The sequence below is a fragment of the Streptomyces sp. V4I23 genome, assembly GCF_030817975.1.
Lineage (GTDB): Bacteria > Actinomycetota > Actinomycetes > Streptomycetales > Streptomycetaceae > Streptomyces.
Genome location: NZ_JAUSZW010000004.1, coordinates 7,816,778 through 7,832,776 on the forward strand (window position 1 = coordinate 7,816,778; position 15,999 = coordinate 7,832,776).

Consider the following 15,999-nt stretch of genomic DNA (forward strand, 5'->3'; position numbering starts at 1 on the left):
CCCACCGCCCCGGGGGCGGCCGCCAGGTCGCCAACACTCAGGCCGGCCGCCCCCGGGCCTCCCGACCCGCAGCCCGCAGCACGACGCCACCGAAGGAGCAGCACGTGGCACACATCTCCGCCGAAGCCGGCCAGTCTCGCCCGACCGCCGGCACCGCCCGCCGTCTCACCGTCCGCGCCCTGAAGCGAGCGCGTCGGCTTACCGATCCGGCCGCCAGCGCCACCCTCCTGGTCATGGTCGGCCTGTGGCTCACCCACACCGGCCCGGCCTGGCTCACCACCGCCAACGACTGGACGGTCCTGCTGTACGCCGTCGCCCTCCTCGGCATCAAGACCACGGCCGACACCGTCGCCGAGTACGTCATCGACCTGATCGACCCCGACCGCTGGGACGGCGACATCGCGTATGAGATCGCCGAGGGCCTGACCCAGCTGCGCGCCGACATCGACAACGGCGACGCCGACATCGACGACGTCCTGGACAGTTTCCGTGCCAGCAACCTGCTGCCCGAACTGCTCTACACGCTGCGGAACCTGACCGCCGGATACGCGGCCCGCGGCGACGAGGACGAGAACCAGCGGCTGCTCGCCGCCGTCCTGCACCTGCGCAACGCCGACGAGAACATCGGCTACGGCCACGACGAGATCGCCGCCCTCGAGGGCGGCGGGAAGTAGCTACGCCCCGGGGGCGGCGGCCAGGTCGCCAAACTCAGCCCGCCGCCCCCGGGCCTCCCAACCCGCTCCAACCGGAGCAGGGGGCCGGAACCATCGTCCCTCATCACCGCGAGGAGCAGAACCATGACCCCCCGATCCGACGACATCGCCAAGGCCCGCGAGGACCTGAAGAAGACGCTCGCCGCCGCCAAGGCCAAGCGAGACAAGATCTTCGAAGAGACCGAGAAGGTCCGCGAGGCCGCAGAAGCCGAGATGTGGAAGACGGTCAAGACCGAGCTGGACGGCGCCTACCACGGTGCGCGCACCGACGCCGTCGAAGTCCTCGGCGTCACCCGCGACTACATCCTCAAGCAGACCAAGAAGTACAGCTAACGCACCCACCCCGGGGCCGGCCGCCAGGTCGCCAAAACTCAGCCGGCCGCCCCCGAACCTCCCGACCCGACCAGTACGAGGAGTAAGCCATGGCTCTGCGTGAGCGCCTCCGCTCCGCCGCGTACGACGCGATGACGAACCCCGACGGCTCGCCCGCCGGCGCCCGCCGCGCCACCCAGGCCGCCTCCCTGCTCGCCGCCACGGCCGCCGACCACAGCACCGCCGCCGTAGCCATCGCCGGACTCGGCGCCGCCGCCGTCGCGGCAGAGGGCGCACTGTCCAACTACATCTACCCGTCCGGCACCTACGCCTCTTTCACCGTCAACGGCGGATCAGGAGAGTGACGATGTTCCAGGCAGGTGACGAGGTGCGGATTACCTCCTGCGAGGACGACCCCCGCGCGGCCGGCAGGACCGGCCGGATCGTGGACGAGGTCCCACCGGGCCCGCTCACCGCAGGCAGGTGGACGGTGAACGGGATCAGCCTCTTCAGCGGCCCCGTCCTGTGCCACACCCACGAGCTGCGCAAGACCGGCCGGCGACAGCCGCGCTGACAACCCCTCCCTCCTCCCGGGGCCGGCCGCCAGGTCGCCCGCCACTCAGCCGCCCGCCTCGCGGACCTCGCCCGACCCGACCCATGCCCAGACAGGAAGGCCTCGCCATGCCCGCATCCGCGACCGCGACCGCTCCGCGGACCTTCTGGTCCGAAGCGGCCCTCGCCGCAGCAGTCGACGCAGCCTTCGCCGAAGCACTCGCCGAAGAACTGGCCGCCGCACTCGCCGACGCCGCACCGGCCAGGTCCGCCATCGTCCTCCCGGACACCGACACCCTCATCCGCCAGGCCGGCATCGTCACCGGGCCGTGCCCGCCCGACCCGCGCACCCCCTCCACCACCGGCCGCTTCCTGAAGAAGGCGTCGATCATCACCGCCCGGGCCGCCTGGTGGCTGCTCAAGCACACCACTCTCTGCGTCGGCGTCCTGCTGGTCGGGACCCTGCGCATCGTCTGGCACCTCGTTGCCGAACGCAGGCCGAGTCCCGACTGGGCCATCGCCCCAGCCGACTTCCTGGAAGCCACGTCCGAGCACGTCAAGACCCGCGGCTGGACGCAGTTCGCCATGGAGTCCCGCCGAGGGGTGTGCGTCCTCGGCGCCGAGCGCGACCTGATCCGCTCCGGGACCGGCACCCGCGCCACCGCCTCCCAGGCCAACAGCCACCTGCTCGCCGTCACCGGCGCCCGCTCGGTCCCCGCCTGGAACGACCAGCTCACCCGCACCGAAGCGCAGGTCCACTAGGCGCTCCTGGCCGCCGCCGCTCGCGCCCGAGCCGCCCGCTCATCCCGCCCCGCTCCAGGAAGGCCACGCCATGCTCACGGTCACCAGCGACAGCGTCTCCTACTTCCAGCGCCGCCTCGTCAAGCACACCGAGTCCATCGCCCCCGACGCCGCGCGTCTGGTCGCCGGCCGCTTCGGCGCCCTGCCCCCGGTGCAGCTCGTCATGGTCGGCGACCTCAACCGCTGGTCGGCCCTCACGGCCGACGCCGAACTCGCCCTCGTCCCCGGAGTGTCCGACCGGATCCAGGCCGCGCACCGGCGCGAGTGCCGCCGAGGCCGGCGCAGCAGGTACGGCATCACCGTGCTCGGCCACTTCGTGACCCCGACCACCCTGACCCGCACGGCGCCCGCGGCCCCGACCGACCGCAGCGACCTGGTCCACGACATCCGCCTGCGCACCGCCGCCGGCACCGGCAACCCGACCCAAGACGTGCCGCAGCTGCTCGCCCACATCGAGATGCTGGAGCAGCGCCTGGCCGCCGCCGAGGCCGTCCTGCCCGGCATCACCCAGCTCACCCCGGCGAGCCGGTCGAGCTCACGATCTACCGCACGGAGTACGAGCACGGCCAGCTGCCGCTCGGCCTCTACACCAACCGCGACGCCGCCCGCGCCCACGGCGAGGACCTCCGCACCCGCGAAGGCCTGCCCACCGGCGCGATCCTCACCTGGATCCCCGACTTCGGCGACGCCGAGGCGATCGAGGAGCTGGCCCTGTTCTGGCCCGGCGAGGACGACGAGATGGAGGAGGACAGCTCCACCGGCTACCTCGTCACCCCGCTCACCCTGACCGCCGTGTACGACCCGGAGGCCGAGGAGTGATGAACCGCCGCACCGTGTGGGAGATCGACGTCCCCATCGAGCACCGGCTGGACAAGACCCGCAAGGGCGTCCGCGTCTTCACCAGCCTCGCCGCAAGCGGCAGCGACGCCCTCGCCTCCGCCCTGCGCGCCTGCGAGATCGCCCAGATGCACGCCATGTCCGGCCAGCCGATCCCCGCCGGCACCAGCCGCGGCGACTGGTCCGCCCGCGGACTGCGCCCCGACTGGAAGCTGCGCTGGGACCGCGCCGAGAAGAAGCAGATCGTCCTCTGACTACGCCCCAGGGCGGCCGCACAAGGCCTGAGAAACCGCCGGCCGCCCCGGGCCCCTCACCCCGCAGCAGCGGAGAAGGAGAAACCCCATCATGCACGCCCCGACCGTCCGCCCGAAGACCACGAAGCGCAACGCCGCCGCGATCATGCGCGCCATCGCCCGCCGCAGCCCCCGCCTGAACACCACCCCGGAGTCCGTCTGCGAACGCGAGCAGTGCTTCGTCGCCTGACCGGTGAAGAGGCCGACTGCTGGAACTGCGGCCTGCCCGCCACCCTCCGCAGCACCCGGCGCGGCTCCGCCCTCCAGCGGCTCCTGGCCGCCGTCGACGCCCACACCCCCCGCCCCCGCAACTCCCGGAAGGCGGCCCTGGCATGAGCACCCTGAAGTCCCTCAACCACCTCATCGGCGCCCAGGCACTGGGCGACCACCTCACCGCCGCCGTCCAGGACCTCGTCGACCGCGAGCAGCTCGACCGCGCCGACGCCTACCAGCGGATCACCGACGCGGCCGACGCCGGCGACCCGGCCGTCCTCGCCGCCACCCGCCAGATCTGGGTCCGCCGCGACGACGTCGACCCCGAAGAGGCCCCCGCCCGGCGGCTGTGCGTCCTGGAGCGCACCCGCACCGGCGTCTTCGTCACCTTCGCCGACATCGACCAGGCCGCTGACAACACCGACGACGGCGAACACGCCAACGTCATCCCGGAACTGCTCCCGTACAACGACCACTCCCTCGGCGCCGAGCTGCCGGTCGAGGTGCTTCAGATGTACCGCCTCGAGGCCTGGGAGCCGTTCGAACTGCTGCTGCCGACCATCGGCGGCATCGACAACGTCCGGCCACAGGGGGAGCGCAAATCATGACCACCGCCCGGCCCCGCCCGGGCGTGACCGCCTGCCGCCAGTGCGCCGGCCGCCCAGCCGCCGTGCTGGAGACCGTCTCCGCCAGCAGGCACGACAACACCCGCATCGCCGACCACCTGGCCGCCGACCTCGGCGACGGCGCCCACACCCACGCCGACCGCGACGGCGACATGCACGTGGTCCGCCCGATCGGAACCACATCGTGAGCGGCCGCCTCGCCCCCTTCCCCCGCTTCACCGGTACCGAGCCCTGCCAGGCCCCGGACTCCCACCCCGACTGGTGGACCAGCGACGACTCCAACGACCGAGCCGCTGCTCAACTGGCCTGCCGCCGCTGCCCCCTCGCCACGCGCGAGGCATGCCTGGCCTGGGCCATCGACCACCCGACCGACGCCATCTGGGCCGGCACCACCCGCACCCGGCGCTCCCAGCTGCGCCGCGAATTCACCACCACCGTCCCGAAGGAGCCGAAGTGAACGACGCTGACCGCGCCACCATCGTCGAACGGCTCCAGCATGGATGCAGTCCCCACGCGATCCACGCCATCCTTGGAGTGGAGCCGCGAAGCGTCGGAGTCCGCTCCTCGTCAGTGGCGGCCGTTAGCGTGAAGGCATCGGCTTTGACGAGGGTGAGCGGGAACTGGCGGAAGGGGCGGGCCGGGATGATGCGTGCGTACAAGTTTCTTCTGCGTCCCACCGCCGGTCAGGAAGCGTCGCTGCGGGCGATGCTGGCCGATCACTGTTCGCTCTACAATGGTGCGTTACAAGAGCGCCGGGACGCCTACCGGCACGTCTCGAAGACGAGTATCGAGTACGGCGACCAGTCCGCACAGCTCAAGGAGATCCGGGCGTTCCATCCGGAGCGTCAAGGCCGCTGGTCGTTCTCCTCCCAGCAGGCCACCTTGCGCCAGTTAGACAAGGCGTTCCAGGCGTTCTTCGGGCGCATCAAGGCGGGGGAGAAGCCGGGATACCCGCGCTTCAAGGGGGCCGGATACTTCGACACCGTGATGTTCCCGAAGGACGGGGACGGCTGCCGGTGGAACTCCACCCCGCATGACCGGCAGACCCGTGTCCGTCTGCAAGGTGTCGGGCACATACGGGTTCACCAGCACCGCCCCGTGAAGGGTCGGGCGAAGACGATCAGCGTCAAGCGGGAAGGCCGCCGCTGGTACGTCATCCTCGCCTGTGACGAGGTACCGCCCGCGCCCCTGCCCGCCACGGGAAGCATCGTGGGCATCGACATGGGCGTGACGCACTTTCTCACCACATCCCAGGGTGAGCACGTCGTGAACCCGCGCCTTCTTGAGCAATCAGCTGAGGCGCTGGCCGCCGCGCAGCAGCACCGGTCAAACTCTCCTTCGGCGTGGTCGCCGGAGCCGGCGCCCTGGTCGCCCTAATCGTTGCCTACCGCCGCCAGCGCGTCGACGAGGACGGCGCCCTGCGCGACGCCACCCGCCTGCACACCGAACGCTTCACCACCGCCGTCTCCCAGCTCGGCGACGAATCCGCCGCCGTCCGCCTCGGTGGCGTCCACGCCCTGGCCGGCCTCGCCGACGACGCCCCCACCCGCGAACTGCGCCAGACGTGCATAGACGTCCTGTGCGCCTACCTCCGACTGCCCTACACCGCCGAGGCCGAACTCCCGGCGGATGACGCGGAAGCCCGCCACAGCTACCTGGCCCTCCGGGAAGTCCGGCACACCGTCATCAGGCTCATCCGCGACCACCTCCGCCTGCCCCTCAAGCATCAGCACTCGTGGCAAGGCCACCACTTCGACTTCACAGGAGTCACCTTCGACGGCGGAGACTTCTCAATGGCGACGTTCTCGGGAGGCTCGGTCAGCTTCAGCGGGGCGATGTTCTCCGGAGACGGAGTCGACTTCCGCGGGGTGACGTTCTCCGGAGGCGCGATCAGCTTCATAGGGGCGACATTCTCCAGAGGCGGAGTCGACTTCCGCGGGGTGACGTTCTCCGGAGACGGGGTCAGCTTCCTCGAGGCGACGTTCTCGGGAGGCTTGGTGAGTTTCGGCGAGGCGACGTTCTCCGCAGACGTGGTCAGCTTCCGCATGGCGACGTTCTCCGGAGGCAGGATCGGCTTCGGCGGGGCGACGTTCTCGGGAGGCTTGGTGAGCTTCGGCGGGGCGACGTTCTCCGGGGGCGGGGTCGACTTCGGCTGGGCGACGTTCTCCGGAGACGAGGTGGACTTCGGCGGGGCGACGTTCTCGGAAGGCAGGATCAGCTTCGGCGGGGCGACGTTCTCCGGAGCCAGGGTGGAGTTCCGCGGGGTGACGTTCTCCGGAGCCAGGGTCGACTTCGGCTGGGCGACGTTCTCCGGAGGCGCGGTCAGCTTCCGCGGGGCGACGTTCTCCGGAACCAGGTTCGACTTCCGCGCGGCGACGTTCTCCGGAGGCGCGGTCGACTTCGGCGGAGTCACCGGTCCCGCACCCTCTGGCCTGGTTCCGCAAAGCGGATCGTCTCTGCCCACCGGGCTTACCCTGCCATCAGCCTGGCACCCCACAAATCCGTGACCCTCACGTGGGTGTTCTCTCGGCGATCACCCATCTTCCACAGTCGGCCGGACCTATGTCGAGTGCAACGATCACCGCAGGCATCCGGCGGCGAAAAGCTCAGACCGCGACGGCACTGGGTCTCGCCGAGCGCTGGCAGACGCCCGACGGCCCCGGGGAACTGGACGCGGCGGACCGCGGGCCGCACAGCGCGCCGTTCTGTCGAAGCGCCTACCGCGACCGATGGCCCACGTCAGGCAACCGCATCACGGCAGGCCCCTTGAGGGCGACGTGGTCGGGCGTGATCCAGTTCGGGCTGGTCGCCATGCTTATCTAGAGGTGCTTCCCGGGTGTCAGGGACGTGAGGTCAGGCCTCCTTCGTCTATGAGGGTGGCCAGGGTGCGGTGTGCCGTCGACATCATCGGCGTCGGGCCGGGCGCCGTACTCCCGCCGTCGCGTATGACGGGCGCGTGAGGAGATCGCGCCGCCGGCCGTTGCCGAGGGGGAGCAGCTGCTGCCGCGAGGTGGCCGAGCCCGTCGTGGGCGCTCCGCTCAGCGCGGCACCGTGGGCCCGAGCCGTTCGGCGAACTGGGTGTGAACTGCCCTTTGAGCGAAGGCCGTTCATCCACTCGGAGGCGTACAGTGGATACGCGACTTCGCAGCAGGCACTTTGTGCTGCGCCCGTCGGGAGAAAAAAAATCCTTCAACCCGGTTACTCACCGTGGGTTGTCGGAACTCCCCGTGAGGCGCGGGCGCTACGGCGCTCCCAAGTAGAGGGTCCACAAGTGATCAGCCTGCAGTTTTCCGCCGAGAACGGCTTCATCGTCCTGTTGAGCCTGCTCGTGGGTTGGGCGGTGTACCGGCACAGCATGAAGAACCGCCCCGGGCAACAAGCTCATGGGGATCTGGCCGTTGCTATTGGTGCCGTCGCGGCCTCGGTCCTCATTCTGGGTTTCCTCTTCGGGGTGGGTGATGGTTCGGGCACGGTCGACAACACTCCGCCAGCTCCGTTGTCGAGCATCACCACCCGCGAGTAACGGCCGGAGCTGTGGCCGAGGAGAACACTCCAGGACGACACCACTTGGCCTGGCATGCAGAGAGGGGCCCAGGACCAGCTGCCCGGGGCCCTCTCTACTTGTGCCGTAGCCGTCATCGTCGTCCAGTAGGGGCTCGTGCTCGCTGCCCCGGCCACGCTGACGAGCCAGAGGAGCAGCGTCCGCGACAGCGACACGTGCAGGTGCCGGCCGCCCTTCACCTCAAGCCCGCGGCGTCCCAGGCTGACCGTCCAGACGACGGGCTCCTTGTCCGCTGTTTCGGCTTCACTCACTTTCGCCATGCTTCTTGGCTCTCCTTCCCGCCGGTACGCCTGCGGCTCCCCGAACAGCCGGGGCAGGACAAGCGGCGGTACCTCCCATTGGCAGGGTGCGGGCGGGCCGTTCCCAGGATTCGGGGTGAACCCGGAAAACTTGGAACGCCCAGGTCAGAGCGCGAACCAGGGGATGTTCGCCCGAATCGTGCACCCCGTGCCGATGTTCCTGGATGTTCGCAGATATGGGCCGATGTTCCTGTCGCGAGGCATAGGCTTGGGCCGCAAGGAGCAAGGAACGCGGGGGACTCGGTTGGCCAGGGATGATCTGTCGGATCTCACCGACGACGAACTGCTGCTGGCCAGGGAACCAGGTGCTGGATGAGTTCGCGACCGCCCTCGAAATACTCCACATCGCCTGCGGGGCCCCGCCCAAGCTGACCCTCAAGAAGCGGACAAGGACGGCCGCTGTCCACTGCCCACCTCCACGCTGTCCGAGGTGTTCAACGGCAAGAAGCTCCCGAGCTTCGACTTCACCATGGAGCTGATCCGTCAGCTGCGGCCCGATGACGCCGAGCTGCAGGAAGAGTGGCGCGCACGCTGGGTCGATGCCAAGTACACGACCACACGGGCGGCCAAGGCACAAAAGCGCCTGGAGAAGGTAGCCGGTCAGGCGCGGGACCGAGCGGCCGGCGACATCGACCGGCTCCGCGAAGAGGCCGCCGCGGAACGGCAGAGAGCCTCCCTCCTGCGCACGGAGGCGGAGAAAGCCCTCACGGACGCCCAGGCAGAGGCCGCACGTGTCGTGGCGACGGCCGAGCAGGCCGCTCGCTCGACCGAGCTGAGGGCAGCTTCACGCGCTGAAGAGATCCTTGCCCGAGCCCTGGACGAGTCAGAGGAAATCAGGCGGCAGGCCCAGCAGGAAGCCACCCGGAACAGCGAGGCACAGGCCGACACATTCGACCCCGAAGAACTCCTTCGCCAGTTCCTCGACAGGGAGTTCAGGGAACTCACCGAATCGGGCACCTCCACCTGGCACGCCCTGGTCCAGCCCGAGCTGGTCCATGTCGCTGCCCCCAAGCGCCCTCTCCTCGCACGCCGCTGAGCCATATATGGGGAACCGCGGCCCAGCACGAGCCGATGCATGTCGCTGCCCCCGAAGCACCCCTTCCTCCCAGCAAACTGAGCGACTTGTGGCGAACCTTGCATCTGCTCGCCCTACGCCTTCCTACGGAAGACGCAGAAGGGTTGAGGACACGCTGGCGTGCGATCGCGCTCGGCACCCTCGGCTACGTGGACGGCGACGGGCTTGTTCCGGGGCTCCCCCGAGTCGTCGAAGCTCTGCCGCTTCGGTCGCCGGAGACCAACATGGCGCAGGCTGCGCTCCGCGACCACGCCGAGGCGCTGCTGGCGCGTGGCGCAGGCCCCAGATCTACGGTCGGTGACGAGCAAACTGGCTACTCGAAAAGATGCCGGTGTGCTCTGCCCCAGGCAATCCTGTTGTCGAGTTCGGCCAGGACCCCGTCGGCTACCCAGGTGGATTGGGGCTCATGACCCTGGTCGGCCAGCCGACGTACGAGGTCGGCATTGTCCCGCTGTCTGTCAATGACGGAGCTGACGATCCCGGCGGTTGAGTCAAGGCCGTACGCGGTACAGAAAACTTCCAGCCGCCGACGGCGGTCGGGCGGCGCCGGGTAGCGCAGCCAGCGCAGGCACTCGGCATCGTCACGGAACGGGGCGACGTACTCCAGCGCGTAGGCCACGTCGTGCAGCCGCGGTGCCGGGCGGGCGAAGTCCCAGTCGATGATTCCCACCGGTTGGTCGCCCTGCCACACGACGTTCCAGGGGCCGAAGTCCCCATGGCAGACGATCTCGTCATGGCCGGAGCCGTCCGCGTCTACGGACCAGGTCGCGCCCGGCGGGGGTGAGAAGCCGGCGCAGGCGTCGTGGTAGTCACGCAGCAGCCGGGCGAATTTCCTCAGGCCCTGGTCATCCACCACCTTGGCCCAGCCCGCAGGCCCGGAGTCACCTTCGATGAAGGTCAGGACTTCACGCCCTTCCTCGTCGAACCCCAGAGGCCGGGGCGCGTAGGTGAAGCCGACCTCCTCCAGGTGCCGCAGTAGCGCGTGGACACTGGGTGTCCACGGCTGGACGGGCCTGCGGACGGTGTCCCCGATCCGCACCACCCGACGATGGACACCATCCTGCATCACTTCCTCGCTGGTCACCTGATTCACGCTACCCAGCCGACCGAACTCGCCGCACCTCGATCACCGTCAGCGACATAGGACGACCAGTCACCTCCCCGGGTAATTGGCCGCCAGCGTCCCGCACACTGCACGATCGGGCAGCCCCAACCCTCGTTGCCGTCAGCAACCGACTGGGGAACGAAGAGCAGAACTGGCCGATTTCACAGATCCTCATCATCCAGGAGTACGCATACGAGAACCAGCTCCTGGCCCGGTACGACTCCCGCCTCGTCGTGGCACTCGACTCCCTTGCGAAGCGCCCGGTACGGCTCACCGACGGCGATGTCAGGGACAGATACCGTCAGCGAGTCGACGGTCGGCTCACTGAGCTGGCCCGGTCCTTAGAAGGGGATGCCACCCAGATCGTCCCCGCCCTCGTCAAGGCAGACGAAGTGCTGGCCGCTCTGGTGCCCGATCCACTGCCTCCGCGCGACAGCTGGTGGTACCACAGGCGCCGTGCTCTGCAGAAGAAGCTGACTTCCCACATCGTCGCGTGCGGAGTCGAGGTCCAGGCCCATGGAGCGCTATCCGCCGGCAAGGCCGAATGGACTGAGAACGACATCGCATCCGAAAAGCGGTCCGGGGACACCGTCCTGTGGTGGCTCCGACTGCCCTGCCGGGTCGCGGACGAAAGCTGGCAGGCAGGCCGCATGATCCACGAGAAGCCCACCGCGTCCGGACCAGCATCGGGATGCGCCCCGGCCAGTGGCGGCTGACGCTGGAGTCATGAGGGCCATCTGGTCCGGAGTGATCAGTTTCGGATCGCGTCGATCACCTGCCGTGGTACCGCCAGCGGCCACCTGGCTTCGGCGTCCGGTCCGGGAGTAACGGATCAATCCGCGCCCACTCGCGTCAGTCAACGGCATCCCTGGACCAACGGCAGCGTGCGAGTCGATAACGCGTATGTGGAAGCCGTCGGTGCCCCTGCAGCTGGAGTCAGGTCAGAGAGGCGAGCGTGAAGTGCCGCACCTGAAGTGGTGCAACAAGGTACTCGTCTTCACCCGGGAGCACCACGGGCTGGTCACGCCAGTGCCCGCCCTGCGCCACCGCCCGCTTCGAGGAGAGCTGACCGCAGTCCCGTCACTCCCACCTGCCCGGCCTCCGGATCGGAGGCCGGCATCGGCGTGCGCCCCTCACCACTGCGCCACGGCCCCGCCAGCGCCCCATCCCTAAGCTGTCGGGTGATGATCAACCCACCCCCCACAGCACCACCCACCCATGGGGGCTGCCTTGACTCTGAACCCGCCCACCGCGCACACCCTGACTCGCGCCACCGTCCACCGCTCCGGCCCCATCACCACACTGGTCACCGTCCAGGGCTGGTACACCGAGCAGCTGCTGGCCCCCGTCCGCACCGAGATCCTTCTTGAGGTCACGGGACGGAGCAGGGCAGACCTCGCCGGTAGTTGCTTGTGGGTCATGGCCCGCCTCGACGCGACCACCCCCGCTGGGCTTGCCCTGTACGGCTGGCCCCCGGACGAGCCCGCCGCGCCCGGGCACGCGGAAGCGGCGCTGCTCGGCGGCGGCGCAGACATGTGGGCCGGGACGTTGGCGATCACCGTGCCTGCCACACGCTGGGCCGCTTGACCTCAAGGATGGCCAGAGGTCTGCGGCTCCCTTGGTGCCGATGGCATGGATGGCTTTGTTCACGAGCTCCCCGGCAGCAGATGTCCATCACTCTGGGAGGCACCCGCCAACCGAGTCGGTCGATGTTCACGAGAGAGGGAGGCACCCGGCGACGGTGCGATGGTGGGCGCCACCTACGCCCGTAGCCAGCGCCTTCCCGATGCCGTCAGGCATCGATGTCCACGGCCTCCCGCTCCATCACCAGAGCCGAGCACACGCAGGAGCACCAGCAGGCCCCGCCCGCGTGCACGTAGTGCGCCGTGCTCAGGGGCCCGCCGCAGCTGACGCACTCCGACGCGCAGCCGCACACGCCGCAGTCGGCGCACTTCATCCGGTCGCACGCGGTGCACAGGGAATCCTGCGGGGGCGGGGTGGGGAAGCACTCGCGGCAGCTCAGGCTCCCGCCGCACTCCCCACGGCAGATCGTCGTCACCGCCCCAGCCTCGCGGCCCCGGCCGGGTGCGCGCCGCTGCGACACGTCCCGTTCACTCCGCCGCGCCGCCCTCTCCGGCGGACGTCCACTCACCGAGCTGCTGCCCGTTCTCGTGAACATTCAGCACGGCCACTGCCTCCCGAACTGCTGTCCAAACGCTGCTCTGTGAAGTGAACAGAGCCATATGGAGCCTGCCCGGCTTCACGGCTACGGCTGATGGCCTTCGCCGCGTTGCTCCCGGGCGGCCTGGAGGCTGGCCTCCAGCGCGGCTCCGCATTCACGGCTTCGACGCAGTGATTGAGTCGGCCCTGGCCGATCCCGCCGAGTTCCGTACGTCCGCTGCCGCGTACCGCCAGGCCGGCTCCCGGATCGAGGTGGTCGCGCTCGCGACCCCGCAGGCGCTGAGCCAGCTCGGGAGCCTGGACCGCTCGGGCGGGCGCTACGTGTCGTGGGAGAACCATGACTCCTGCGCAAAGGAGATGCTGACGACGCTGTCGGTCATCGAGGCCGAGCAACTGGCCGACCAAGGGGTCTGTTGTGGTGCCTGGCTGATGCGTGACGGGGGCGGCCTGGCGATTCGCGGGCACGCAAAAGGCCGGCGCCCAATCCGCCGAAGCGGGTGGCAAGGGCGCCGGCCAACCGAAAACACACACTCCGCGGGGGACCCGAGAGGCGGTCTCGCCAGCGAGTGTATCCGCCCGGCGCCACATGGGGTACGCGCTTCCTTGCCGACGGTGACGCAAAGAGGGTATTGTTGTCTCGTTGGCGTGTCGTGGCAGCGCGCCAGCACCGAACACACACCTCACACCAGGAGCAGCCCGTGCCCATCTACCTCGCCCGGCGCGATACAGACCAACATGTCCAGGAGCTCGAGGCCCCCGCCGTCATCGACGCCGCACGCCACGCCGCCTCTGACAGCGCACGCCTTGCCTGGCCGGCCACCGCCGCGGCCGCGGCCGCCGAACTCGCCGAACTCGCCCGCGACCTGGCCGACGCCGACGTCACCGTCCAGTGGCACTCCGACGGCCTCGTCCTGCCGGACCTCGCGTCGGCCCCGGGCGACACCGCCGGCATCCGCGTCCACACCACGCGCCGCGCCCCGCACGCCCTCTACGTCATCACCGCCACCGACCTCGTCCCGCTCACCCACGCCGCCGGTGCCCTCGCCTACCTGCGGCCGCTCATCGACGCCGCCGCCCGCAGCTGCGATGGATGCCTGGCCGAGCCCGGCGAGCCGTGCCTGCCGAACTGCCTGCCGGGCCCCGCAACCACCTGACGCCCGCCCCGGGCGGGGCGCCCTCGCCGGCGCCCCGCCCTCATCGTGATGGAGAAACGACGAAGATGATCCGCGCCGGACGCCTCAAGTACGCACAGACCATGGCCGACCTGGCCGCCCAACTGGGCATGCCGCTTGGCACCTTCCGCAACAAGAAGACTCACACTCAGGAAGGGCACCCCGCCCCGATCAGCTCGCCGACCTCGAGGGCTCTGCTGTGGGACAGTGAGCAGACGAAGGCCTTCCACGCCGGCCAGCCGGTCCCAGCCCTGCCGAAGATCGACGACGACGAGGACCTGCTGGACCGTCACGAGGCCGCCGCCGAGCTGGGTGTGTCCGCGGCCAGCTGGAACAAGTACAAGAGCGACCCCAAGTTGGCCGAGCACGTTGTCCTTGTCCCCGAAGAGGACGGTACGGAGCACTGGCCGCGCCGCGTGGTGCGCGAGTACAAGGCCGACCGGCCCGGCCGCGGCGCCGGCGGCGGCCGCCGCACCGGCAGCGGCGACATGATCCCGCGCGATGAAATCCTGCCCCGGATCGCCGAACTCCTCGACGACAACCCGGCCATCACGCTCACCGAGGTCGCCGACACCCTGGGCATTGCGAAGTTCCCCACCGCCCAGGCCGGCCTCGCCCAGCTCCGCGGCCGGCGCATCGCCGACCTGGTCGAGGCCACCCCCGGGCTCACCCCGCTCGAGGCCGCCGAGCGCCTCGGCTACCCCACCGTCACCCACCGCGGCGCCGCGACGATCGCCGAGGCTGAACTGCGTACCCGTCGTGCACGCCCGTATGTGCAGAAGGTGGCCGACGTCCTGGCCGAGGCCGGCGTCGCCGAGCCGGTCCAGGTGGAGGTGCGCCGACTCGGCGACGAGCACCTGGTGGCCGCCGTACCGCTCGCCGCCGGCCAGAGTGCACCGGCGCTGGTGTGGGACGAGCGGTACGGATGGCGCACCGCGACCAGTCGCCGCCACCCGATCGGCAAGGACGCCGGCACCGCTCCGGAAGGCGAGGGCATCCGCTACCTCGGCAGCGGCAGCGGCACCCGGCCGGAGCCGGCCGAGTTGCTCGAGGCGCTCGCCGACGGTCGCAAGGGCTCCAAGCGCCCCAAGGCCTGAAGCCGCGGAGGAGTCAGCCGGCCTGCAGGTAGCTCGCCGCGGGGGCCCACGGTGCCGGAGCCGAAGCGGGCGTTGAGCGCGTCGATGGCCTGCTCGGCGCGCAGCCGGTGTTCCCGGTCGGCGTCGAAGGACAGCTGTTCGGCGATGGCGGCCGCGTCCACGAGCTGCTCGCAGTGCAGGGCGACCGCCCGTACCCGCGCCCGCTGCAGCCCCAGGGCCCGGTACATGTCGTACGAGGCATCGCGCAGGTCGTCGGTGTGCGCAGACGGCCCGCCGGGCAGCTGGCGGCTGCGGTGCAGCTCGGTGCGGTCGGCGAAGGTCACGGTCAGCGTCACGGCCTTCGCCGCCTGCCGGCGTCTGCGCAGCCGCTCGCCGAGCTCGACCGCCAGCGACAGCAGCGCGGAGCGCACCAGCTCCGGGGCCAGGGTGTCAGTCGGGAAGCGGCGCTGCGCGGCCGCGCTGTGCGGCAGCTCGGCCGGCACCACCTGGCGACGGTCGATACCGCGGGCCCGCTCGCTCAGCAGCCGGCCCGCCTTCCCGCCCAGGACCCGCTGCACCGTCGACTCCGGCAGATTCGCCAGCAGCCCGATCGTGTGCACCCCGTACGTCATCAGCGTCCGCTCCTGGGCGCTGCCGATTCCGTGCAGCTCGCCGACCGGCCGCGGGTGAAGGAACGCCGCGACCGCCTCGGGACTGGAACCGACCGCGTGCACTCCGCCCCGCCCCGGCTCCCGGGACGCCATCGCCGCGATCGTCCAGTTCGGCCCCACCCCGATCGCCACGGGCAAGCCGTACCGCGCCAGTGCCCGCGTCCGGATCATCAGGGCCAACTCCGCCGGATCGCGTTCGAAATACCGGATGCTGCCGGAGACGTCCGCCACGGCAACCGACGGAGGCAAGGCCTGCACCACCGGCGTCACGTCCCCCACCAGGCCGAGCAGCAGCCGGTACAGCTCGGGATCGACATCTCTCGGGCAGCGCAGATGAAGAATCGGCGAACCGGCCCCCACGGCCTGATCCTGCTGCTCGTCCCCGGCGACACCTCTCACCCCCACCGTACTCGAACAAGAATCGAACGCATATCGTCCGGTGCGCTCCGGCCAGGGCTTGCCCACCTACACCCGAGGCTTGCCCAGCGCCACGCCCCTGGGGCTCGCCCAG

General features: G+C 70.2%; 21 protein-coding genes and 2 pseudogenes. 21 read left to right on the forward strand and 2 right to left on the reverse strand.

The window, feature by feature from the left end; genetic code table 11:
• Positions 1 to 104: 104 nt before the first annotated feature.
• The 16 genes and pseudogenes from QFZ82_RS38030 (at position 105) to QFZ82_RS38105 (ending at position 9,244) form a co-directional block, all read left to right on the forward strand.
• Positions 105 to 674, forward strand: a complete 570-nt coding sequence (locus QFZ82_RS38030; RefSeq protein WP_307717444.1) for a hypothetical protein — start codon at positions 105 to 107, stop codon at positions 672 to 674.
• Positions 675 to 797: 123 nt separating this feature from the next.
• Complete coding sequence (locus tag QFZ82_RS38035) at positions 798 to 1,046, forward strand: hypothetical protein (protein ID WP_307717445.1); 249 nt, start codon at positions 798 to 800, stop codon at positions 1,044 to 1,046.
• Positions 1,047 to 1,135: 89 nt separating this feature from the next.
• Positions 1,136 to 1,390: a hypothetical protein gene (locus QFZ82_RS38040; protein ID WP_307717446.1), complete on the forward strand. Its 255-nt coding sequence runs from the start codon at positions 1,136 to 1,138 to the stop codon at positions 1,388 to 1,390.
• Between the two features lie 2 nt (positions 1,391 to 1,392).
• Complete coding sequence (locus QFZ82_RS38045) at positions 1,393 to 1,599, forward strand: hypothetical protein (RefSeq protein WP_307717447.1); 207 nt, start codon at positions 1,393 to 1,395, stop codon at positions 1,597 to 1,599.
• Positions 1,600 to 1,706: 107 nt separating this feature from the next.
• A complete protein-coding gene (locus QFZ82_RS38050; protein ID WP_307717448.1) occupies positions 1,707 to 2,339 on the forward strand; it encodes a hypothetical protein in 633 nt (210 codons plus the stop codon).
• 70 nt (positions 2,340 to 2,409) lie between these two features.
• On the forward strand, positions 2,410 to 3,165 hold the full coding sequence (locus tag QFZ82_RS38055) for a hypothetical protein (protein WP_307717449.1): 756 nt from the start codon (positions 2,410 to 2,412) through the stop codon (positions 3,163 to 3,165).
• A 31-nt stretch (positions 3,166 to 3,196) separates the two neighbouring features.
• A complete protein-coding gene (locus QFZ82_RS38060; RefSeq protein WP_307717450.1) occupies positions 3,197 to 3,469 on the forward strand; it encodes a hypothetical protein in 273 nt (90 codons plus the stop codon).
• 91 nt (positions 3,470 to 3,560) lie between these two features.
• Complete coding sequence (locus QFZ82_RS38065; protein ID WP_307717451.1) at positions 3,561 to 3,698, forward strand: hypothetical protein; 138 nt, start codon at positions 3,561 to 3,563, stop codon at positions 3,696 to 3,698.
• Positions 3,683 to 3,844 (forward strand): hypothetical protein, encoded by a 162-nt coding sequence (locus tag QFZ82_RS38070; protein ID WP_307717452.1) that lies wholly within the window; start codon positions 3,683 to 3,685, stop codon positions 3,842 to 3,844. The genes QFZ82_RS38065 and QFZ82_RS38070 overlap by 16 nt, the downstream gene beginning before the upstream one ends.
• Complete coding sequence (locus QFZ82_RS38075) at positions 3,841 to 4,329, forward strand: hypothetical protein (protein ID WP_307717453.1); 489 nt, start codon at positions 3,841 to 3,843, stop codon at positions 4,327 to 4,329. The genes QFZ82_RS38070 and QFZ82_RS38075 overlap by 4 nt, the downstream gene beginning before the upstream one ends.
• Positions 4,326 to 4,535, forward strand: a complete 210-nt coding sequence (locus QFZ82_RS38080) for a hypothetical protein (RefSeq protein ID WP_307717454.1) — start codon at positions 4,326 to 4,328, stop codon at positions 4,533 to 4,535. Before QFZ82_RS38075 ends, QFZ82_RS38080 begins: the two co-directional genes overlap by 4 nt.
• On the forward strand, positions 4,532 to 4,804 hold the full coding sequence (locus tag QFZ82_RS38085; protein ID WP_307717455.1) for a WhiB family transcriptional regulator: 273 nt from the start codon (positions 4,532 to 4,534) through the stop codon (positions 4,802 to 4,804). Before QFZ82_RS38080 ends, QFZ82_RS38085 begins: the two co-directional genes overlap by 4 nt.
• A 185-nt stretch (positions 4,805 to 4,989) precedes the next feature.
• Positions 4,990 to 5,685, forward strand: a pseudogene (locus tag QFZ82_RS38090) (RNA-guided endonuclease InsQ/TnpB family protein); the annotation flags it as partial.
• 5 nt (positions 5,686 to 5,690) lie between these two features.
• Positions 5,691 to 6,854 carry a pentapeptide repeat-containing protein gene (locus QFZ82_RS38095; protein ID WP_307717456.1) on the forward strand — a complete coding sequence of 388 codons (1,164 nt, stop codon included), beginning with the start codon at positions 5,691 to 5,693 and terminating at the stop codon, positions 6,852 to 6,854.
• Between the two features lie 764 nt (positions 6,855 to 7,618).
• Positions 7,619 to 7,870: a hypothetical protein gene (locus QFZ82_RS38100; protein ID WP_307717457.1), complete on the forward strand. Its 252-nt coding sequence runs from the start codon at positions 7,619 to 7,621 to the stop codon at positions 7,868 to 7,870.
• 768 nt (positions 7,871 to 8,638) lie between these two features.
• A complete protein-coding gene (locus QFZ82_RS38105) occupies positions 8,639 to 9,244 on the forward strand; it encodes a hypothetical protein (RefSeq protein WP_307717458.1) in 606 nt (201 codons plus the stop codon).
• Positions 9,245 to 9,596: 352 nt separating this feature from the next.
• On the opposite strand, the gene QFZ82_RS38110 is transcribed toward QFZ82_RS38105, so the two are convergent.
• A complete protein-coding gene (locus tag QFZ82_RS38110) occupies positions 9,597 to 10,367 on the reverse strand; it encodes a phosphotransferase enzyme family protein (protein WP_307717459.1) in 771 nt (256 codons plus the stop codon).
• Positions 10,368 to 10,621: 254 nt separating this feature from the next.
• On the opposite strand from QFZ82_RS38110, the gene QFZ82_RS38115 reads away from it, so the two are divergent.
• From QFZ82_RS38115 to QFZ82_RS38135, 5 genes and pseudogenes are all read left to right on the forward strand, one after another.
• Complete coding sequence (locus QFZ82_RS38115) at positions 10,622 to 11,104, forward strand: hypothetical protein (RefSeq protein WP_307717460.1); 483 nt, start codon at positions 10,622 to 10,624, stop codon at positions 11,102 to 11,104.
• Positions 11,105 to 11,618: 514 nt separating this feature from the next.
• A complete protein-coding gene (locus QFZ82_RS38120) occupies positions 11,619 to 11,975 on the forward strand; it encodes a hypothetical protein (RefSeq protein WP_307717461.1) in 357 nt (118 codons plus the stop codon).
• Positions 11,976 to 12,617: 642 nt separating this feature from the next.
• Positions 12,618 to 12,959: pseudogene (locus QFZ82_RS38125) on the forward strand (zeta toxin family protein); the annotation flags it as partial.
• A 308-nt stretch (positions 12,960 to 13,267) separates the two neighbouring features.
• Positions 13,268 to 13,723 (forward strand): hypothetical protein, encoded by a 456-nt coding sequence (locus tag QFZ82_RS38130; RefSeq protein WP_307717462.1) that lies wholly within the window; start codon positions 13,268 to 13,270, stop codon positions 13,721 to 13,723.
• Positions 13,724 to 13,788: 65 nt separating this feature from the next.
• Positions 13,789 to 14,838, forward strand: a complete 1,050-nt coding sequence (locus QFZ82_RS38135) for a DUF6292 family protein (protein WP_307717463.1) — start codon at positions 13,789 to 13,791, stop codon at positions 14,836 to 14,838.
• On the opposite strand, the gene QFZ82_RS38140 is transcribed toward QFZ82_RS38135, so the two are convergent.
• The gene (locus tag QFZ82_RS38140) at positions 14,742 to 15,887 is read right to left on the reverse strand and encodes a hypothetical protein (RefSeq protein WP_307717464.1); all 1,146 of its coding nucleotides are present in this window, start codon (positions 15,885 to 15,887) and stop codon (positions 14,742 to 14,744) included. The two genes, QFZ82_RS38135 and QFZ82_RS38140, sit on opposite strands and share 97 nt — an antisense overlap.
• Between the last annotated feature and the right edge of the window lie 112 nt (positions 15,888 to 15,999).

Bases quoted from the DNA above. Each gene is read 5' to 3' on its own strand.
- QFZ82_RS38035 (WP_307717445.1), top strand. From the start codon at position 798: ATGACCCCCCGATCCGACGACATCGCCAAGGCCCGCGAGGACCTGAAG.
- QFZ82_RS38040 (WP_307717446.1), top strand. From the start codon at position 1,136: ATGGCTCTGCGTGAGCGCCTCCGCTCCGCCGCGTACGACGCGATGACG.
- QFZ82_RS38045 (WP_307717447.1), top strand. From the start codon at position 1,393: ATGTTCCAGGCAGGTGACGAGGTGCGGATTACCTCCTGCGAGGACGAC.
- QFZ82_RS38050 (WP_307717448.1), top strand. From the start codon at position 1,707: ATGCCCGCATCCGCGACCGCGACCGCTCCGCGGACCTTCTGGTCCGAA.
- QFZ82_RS38055 (WP_307717449.1), top strand. From the start codon at position 2,410: ATGCTCACGGTCACCAGCGACAGCGTCTCCTACTTCCAGCGCCGCCTC.
- QFZ82_RS38060 (WP_307717450.1), top strand. From the start codon at position 3,197: ATGAACCGCCGCACCGTGTGGGAGATCGACGTCCCCATCGAGCACCGG.
- QFZ82_RS38065 (WP_307717451.1), top strand. From the start codon at position 3,561: ATGCACGCCCCGACCGTCCGCCCGAAGACCACGAAGCGCAACGCCGCC.
- QFZ82_RS38075 (WP_307717453.1), top strand. From the start codon at position 3,841: ATGAGCACCCTGAAGTCCCTCAACCACCTCATCGGCGCCCAGGCACTG.
- QFZ82_RS38080 (WP_307717454.1), top strand. From the start codon at position 4,326: ATGACCACCGCCCGGCCCCGCCCGGGCGTGACCGCCTGCCGCCAGTGC.
- QFZ82_RS38135 (WP_307717463.1), top strand. From the start codon at position 13,789: ATGATCCGCGCCGGACGCCTCAAGTACGCACAGACCATGGCCGACCTG.